The following is a 6446-nucleotide window of genomic DNA, read 5'->3' as shown; positions in this document are numbered from 1 at the left end:
GCTGGCCGGGGCCTGCGGCCGCGCGCGAGACTTTGCCGGCGCTGTTCCTCGAACAGGGTGAACGGCCCGCCGCGCCGGGGTTTCCGGCCGGGAAGCTGCGGGTGGAAGTGGCTGCGCAGACGTGCAGGACCGAAGCGGCGGCCACGGGTTGGCAAGACCCCCACGTAGACCTATCTTAACTCACGATCTATAGGGTGCGCCCGTCGGGGGCTGGCCCGGTACTCTGTGCGGCACCGGGACACCGGGTGCAAGGAACGACAATGAACACCAATTTCAGGAACTTCGCGCTCTGGGTGATCATCGCCCTGTTGCTGATCGCGCTTTTCCAGCTCTTCCAGAGCCCGGGGCAGCGGCAGGCGACCAACGACATTCCCTTCTCCCAGTTCATGGCCGATGTCGATCAGGGCAACGTCGCCGACGTGACGATCATGGATCGCAACGTCACCGGCCATTACGGCGGCAGCCGCCAGGGCACCTTCCAGACCTATGTGCCGGAGGGCGCCAACTACGTGGACGCGCTGACGGCCAAGGGCGTGAAGGTCTCGGCCAAGCCGGCCGGCGAGGGCTTCTCGCTGCTCGGCGTGCTGATCAACTGGATGCCGATGATCATCATCCTCGCCATCTGGATCTTCGTGATGCGCCAGATGCAGGGCGGCGGCGGCAAGGCCATGGGCTTCGGCAAGTCCAAGGCCAAGCTTCTGACCGAGGCGCACGGCCGCGTCACCTTCGAGGATGTCGCCGGCATCGACGAGGCCAAGGAAGACCTCATGGAGATCGTGGAATTCCTGCGGGATCCGCAGAAGTTCCAGCGTCTCGGCGGCCGCATTCCGCGCGGCGTGCTGCTGGTCGGCCCGCCCGGCACCGGCAAGACGCTGACGGCCCGCGCCGTCGCCGGCGAGGCCAGCGTGCCGTTCTTCACCATCTCCGGTTCGGACTTCGTCGAGATGTTCGTCGGCGTCGGCGCCTCCCGCGTGCGCGACATGTTCGAGCAGGCCAAGAAGAACGCGCCCTGCATCATCTTCATCGACGAAATCGACGCGGTCGGCCGCCATCGCGGCGCCGGCCTCGGCGGCGGCAACGACGAGCGCGAGCAGACGCTGAACCAGCTGCTCGTCGAGATGGACGGCTTCGAGGCCAACGAGGGCGTGATCATCATCGCCGCCACCAACCGGCCCGACGTGCTCGACCCGGCGCTGCTGCGTCCCGGCCGCTTCGACCGCCAGATCATGGTGCCGAACCCGGACCTCAACGGCCGCGAGAAGATCCTGCGCGTCCATACCCGCAAGGTGCCGCTGGCGCCGGACGTCGATCTCAAGGTGCTGGCCCGCGGCACGCCCGGCTTCTCGGGCGCCGACCTGATGAACCTCGTCAACGAGGCGGCGCTGCTGGCCGCCCGTCGCGGGCGCCGTCTGGTCACGCATCTGGAATTCGAGGATGCCAAGGACAAGGTGATGATGGGCGCCGAGCGCAAGTCGCTGGCGATGACCGACGAGGAGAAGCGCAACACCGCCTATCACGAGGCCGGCCACGCCATCATCGCGCTGGTGATGAACAAGACCATCGACCCGATCCACAAGGCGACCATCATCCCGCGCGGCCGCGCGCTGGGCATGGTGATGACCCTGCCGGAAAGCGACCGCTTCAACTGGACCTACGAGAAGGCGATGGCCCGCCTCGTTATGGCCTTCGGCGGCCGTGAGGCCGAGATCATGACCTTCGGTCCGGAAAAGGTGACGACCGGCGCCTCGGGCGACATCCAGCAGGCGACCAGCCTTGCCCGCTCGATGGTGATGGAATGGGGCATGAGCGAGAAGCTCGGCCGCGTCCGCTACCGCTCCAACGAGCAGGAGGTCTTCCTCGGCCATTCGGTCAGCCAGTCGACCAACATCTCGGGGGCGACCGCCAAGCTGATCGACGAGGAGGTGCGCCGGCTGATCGAGGAGGGCGAGCAGGAAGCCCGCCGGATCCTCACCGACTATCACGACAAGTTCGTCGCGATCGCCGAGGCGCTGCTCGAGTTCGAGACCCTGACCGGCGACGAGCTGCGCGGCATCCTCGACGGCAAGCGCCCCTCGCGCGATGCCTTCGACGAGCCGCCGCCCTCGCGCGGCTCGGCCGTGCCCCACGTCGGTCCGACCCGTCCGCGCGACGAGCCGGGCGGCGGCCTCGAGCCGCAGCCGGGCTGACGCCCGCGCCGAACCGCGCCTGCCTTTCCTCGATGCCCGCGCCCTGGCGCGGGCATCGTCGTCTTGGCGACGGCCCCTGCGCGCCGCCTCTCCTTCGCATTCGTCACAGACGAACACAAATTTTGAACCATTCCGCCCGATGATCTGGAGTATTCCTCGCAGGAGCCGGCCGGCCGTGGCCGCCGGACGGCGATCTCCTTTTTCCGGCAGGCAGCGCAGGGCCGCAAGCGCCCGCTGACCTCCGACCGACACGGCGGACCCAACATGACACGCAGCTACTTCGGCACCGACGGCATCCGCGGCACGGCCAATTCCTGGCCGATCACGCCCGACGTGGCGATGAAGGTCGGCATGGCCGCCGGCCTCGCCTTCAAGCGCGGCAATCATCGCCACCGGGTGGTGATCGGCAAGGACACGCGCCTGTCCGGCTACATGATCGAGCCGGCGCTCACCGCCGGCTTCACTGCGGTCGGCATGGACGTCGTGCTGTGCGGCCCGGTGCCGACGCCGGGCATCGCCATGCTCACCCGCTCGCTGCGCGCCGACCTCGGCGTGATGATCTCCGCCTCGCACAATCCCTTCGCCGACAACGGCATCAAGCTGTTCGGCCCGGACGGCTACAAGCTCTCGGACGAGATCGAGGGCGAGATCGAGCGGATGATCGAGAGCGACATGTCGCGCAGCCTCGCCAGCCCGTCCGAACTCGGCCGCGCCAAGCGGCTCGACGGCGTGCGCGACCGCTATGTGGAATATGCCAAGCGCACCCTGCCGCGCGCGATCAGCCTCGAGGGCCTGCGGGTCGTGGTCGACTGCGCCAACGGCGCCGCCTACCGGGTCGCCCCGGACGTGCTGTGGGAACTCGGCGCCGAAGTCGTGCCGATCGGCGTCAACCCGGACGGTCTCAACATCAACCGCGAATGCGGCTCCACCAGCCTCGATGCGGTCTGCGCCAAGGTGCACGAGGTGCGCGCCGACATCGGCATCGCGCTGGACGGCGACGCCGACCGGGTGATCCTCGTCGACGAGAAGGGCCGGGTGGTCGACGGCGACCAGCTGATGGCCGTGGTCGCGGAAAGCTTTGCCGAGGACGGCCGGCTGGCGCGGCCGGGTATCGTCGCCACCATCATGTCGAACCTCGGCCTCGAACGCTTTCTTGCCGGCAAGGGCCTGTCGCTCCACCGCACCAAGGTCGGCGACCGCTATGTGGTCGAGGCGATGCGCGCCGAAGGCTACAATGTCGGCGGCGAGCAGTCCGGCCATATCGTGCTGTCCGACTATTCGACCACCGGCGACGGCCTGGTCGCGGCGCTGCAGGTGCTCGCCTGCGTGCAGAAGCATGGCCGCCCGGTCAGCGAGGTCTGCCACAAGTTCGAGCCGATGCCGCAGATCCTGAAGAACATCCGCGTCAAGGGCGGCCGGCCGCTGGAGACCGACGCCGTTTCGGCGGCGATCGCCGAGGCCACGGCCCGTCTCGGCGCCACCGGCCGCATCGTCGTGCGCCCGTCCGGCACCGAGCCGCTGATCCGGGTGATGGGGGAGGGCGAGAACGCCAGCCTCGTCAGCGCGGCGGTGGACGACATCATCACGGCCATCGGCAAGGCCGCCGCCTGAGGGCGGGGGCCGCGTGCGGGGCCTCCGGGCTTTCCGTCGCCCTTCGAGACGGCCCTGCGGGCTTCCTCAGGGTGAGGGAAAGGGCAATCGACCGCGAAAACAGGGACCATCCGGAGGCCTCATCCTGGGCAGGCCCGCAGGGCCGTCTCGAAGGACGAGGTCGGGTGCGCCGGCCTTGCCTTTGGACAAACCGGGCAGCAGGGCCTGTCCGTCGCCTTCCGACGGTTAATATCCGGTAAAGTAAATTTTCGACGTTTACCTTCTCTTAACGTAAAAAATTAAGGTTACCCAACGTGGTTAAGCACTGCTTAACCCTTCCGTCCTAGTCTGATTTCAGCAGAACAGCTGCTCGACGGCCCCTGTGCCGCGGATGGATGGAGAAGGAACTCTCGCATGCGCACGCTTGCCAAAGCTTCGCTGGTCATGTTTGGCGCGGTCGCCCTGTCCGCGACGACGGCTCTTGCCGCCGACATGCCCTATGAGCCGATCATCGAAACCCCGGAAGTCATCCCGCTCGAGACCGTCGGCGGCTGGTATCTTCGGGGCGACATCGGCTACAAGATCTACAAGGATCCGGACATCGACTTTGCCGACGACTTCGCCGGCACGGTCAGCGGCACGTCGATCGACGACACCTGGATGGTGGGCGCCGGCGTCGGCTACAAGTTCAACGAATTCCTGCGCGCCGACATCACCGCCGACTACGAGTTCGGCGCCGACATGAGCGGCACGATCACCTGCGTCAGCGGCTGCACCGTCGACAGCATCGGCGCCAAGTCCGAGCTCGAGGTGTTCACCACCCTCGTCAACGTCTACGCCGACCTTGGCACCTACAGCGGCCTGACGCCCTACGTCGCGCCGGCATCGGTGCGGCCTACCTCTCGACCGCCAACGTGACCTCCGACCTCGGCGAAGCCGGCGGCGGCGACTCGAAGTGGAACTTCGCCTGGGCCCTGACGGCCGGCGCGTCCTACGCCTTCACCGAGCGCCTGTCGGTCGACGTCAACTACCGTTACCTGAACCTCGGCGAAGCGAGCCTCGGCACCGTCACCACCCAGTGCCTGTGCACCACCGACGCCTCGACCGACGACATCCAGGCGCACGAGATCCGCGTCGGTCTGCGCTACGCCTTCTACTGAGACCGGACCGGCCGCACGGCCGGCCTGACCTTGCAGACATGAACCGGGCGGCGTCCACGCGGACGCCGCCCTTTTCGCGTCCACGCCGTCGTCCGGACGGGCAGGGCGCGGGGAGGGCGGCGCCGATGTCGCTTGACGCCCTGCCCGCCGGAGCGTATTTCCGGCAGCGGGACACGCCTCCCCAACGAGGCGCGCCCATCTGAAAGGATGGACAGACATGACGACGACCGCGAAGCCGGCCCGCAAGCCGGCCAATCCCCGTTTTTCATCCGGCCCCTGCGCCAAGCGCCCGGGCTGGTCGCTCGAGGCGCTGGCGGATGCCGCCCTCGGCCGCTCGCACCGCGCCAAGCTCGGCAAGTCCAAGCTTGAGGAAGCGATCGAGCTTACCCGCGAAATTCTCAAGGTTCCGGCGGACTACCGCATCGGCATCGTTCCGGCCTCCGACACCGGCGCCGTCGAGATGGCGATGTGGTCGATGCTCGGCCCGCGTCCGGTGGACGTGGTCGCCTGGGAAGCCTTCGGCAGCGTCTGGGTCGCCGACGTCGTCAAGCAGCTGAAGCTGCCCGAGGCGCGCACCTTCACCGCGCCCTACGGCGTGCTGCCGGCCATCCACGAGGTGAACTTCGACCACGACGTGGTGTTCACCTGGAACGGCACCGCCGCCGGCGTGCGCGTGCCGGCCACCGACTTCATCCCCGCCGACCGCAAGGGCCTCACCATCTGCGACGCCACCTCGGCGGCCTTCGCGATGCACCTGCCCTTCGACCGGCTCGACGTCGTCACTTTCTCCTGGCAGAAGGTGATGGGCGGCGAGGCGGCCCACGGCATGCTGATCCTGTCGCCGCGCGCGGTGGAGCGGCTCGAAAGCTTCACGCCCGACCGTGCGCTGCCGAAGATCTTCCAGCTGACCAAGAACGGCAAGCTGATCGAGGGCATCTTCAAGGGCGAGACGATCAACACCCCGTCGATGCTCTGCGTCGAGGACTATCTCGACGCCCTCAAATGGGGCAAGTCGGTCGGCGGGCTCGACGGTCTGGTCGCCCGCAGCGAGGCCAGCGCGAAGGTGCTGTTCGACTGGGTGGAGACCACCCCCTACATCGACTTCCTCTGCGCCGTGCCGGAGCATCGCTCCACCACGGGCGTCTGCCTCAAGTTCGTCGATCCGCGCGTGACCGCGCTCGACGAGGCCGGCCAGCAGGCCTTCGTCAAGGCCTTCACCGGGCTTCTGGAGAAGGAAGGCGTCGCCTTCGACGCCGCTGCCTATCGCGATGCCCCGCCCGGCCTGCGCATCTGGTGCGGCTCCACGGTCGAGACCGCCGACGTCGCGGCGCTCACCCCCTGGCTCGACTGGGCCTTCGCGGTCTGCGTCGCCGACCTCGCCAAGGCGGCGTGACGGACGGCTGATAGCTTGAAAACCCTTCTCCCCTTGCGAGAGGTGGCGCGCAGCGGCCGGATGAGGGGGGCGGCGCCACGGAACCCCGTGACCGCCTGCATTTGACGCAGCGCCGCG

At 68.0% G+C, this 6446-nt stretch carries 5 protein-coding genes; all 5 read left to right on the top strand.

Going from position 1 to position 6446, the window contains the following annotated elements:
- Window positions 1-260 precede the first annotated feature (260 nt).
- Entirely contained in the window at window positions 261-2186 is a 1926-nt protein-coding gene (gene ftsH, locus A6302_RS18845; RefSeq protein WP_069308326.1) for an ATP-dependent zinc metalloprotease FtsH, read from the top strand.
- A gap of 264 nt (window positions 2187-2450) precedes the next feature.
- A complete protein-coding gene (glmM, locus tag A6302_RS18840; protein WP_069308325.1) occupies window positions 2451-3797 on the top strand; it encodes a phosphoglucosamine mutase in 1347 nt (448 codons plus the stop codon).
- A gap of 393 nt (window positions 3798-4190) precedes the next feature.
- Complete coding sequence (locus A6302_RS23210) at window positions 4191-4694, top strand: porin family protein (protein WP_169833633.1); 504 nt, start codon at window positions 4191-4193, stop codon at window positions 4692-4694.
- Entirely contained in the window at window positions 4691-4936 is a 246-nt protein-coding gene (locus tag A6302_RS23205) for an outer membrane protein (RefSeq protein WP_169833632.1), read from the top strand. The genes A6302_RS23210 and A6302_RS23205 overlap by 4 nt, the downstream gene beginning before the upstream one ends.
- 217 nt (window positions 4937-5153) lie before the next feature.
- Window positions 5154-6329: a phosphoserine transaminase gene (locus A6302_RS18830; RefSeq protein WP_069308324.1), complete on the top strand. Its 1176-nt coding sequence runs from the start codon at window positions 5154-5156 to the stop codon at window positions 6327-6329.
- Window positions 6330-6446 lie beyond the last annotated feature (117 nt).

Source organism: Methylobrevis pamukkalensis (assembly GCF_001720135.1).
GTDB classification, from domain to species: Bacteria; Pseudomonadota; Alphaproteobacteria; order Rhizobiales; family Pleomorphomonadaceae; genus Methylobrevis; species Methylobrevis pamukkalensis.
Note: the sequence above shows the minus strand (reverse complement) of the source record. Positions and strands in the feature narration are given on the sequence as shown.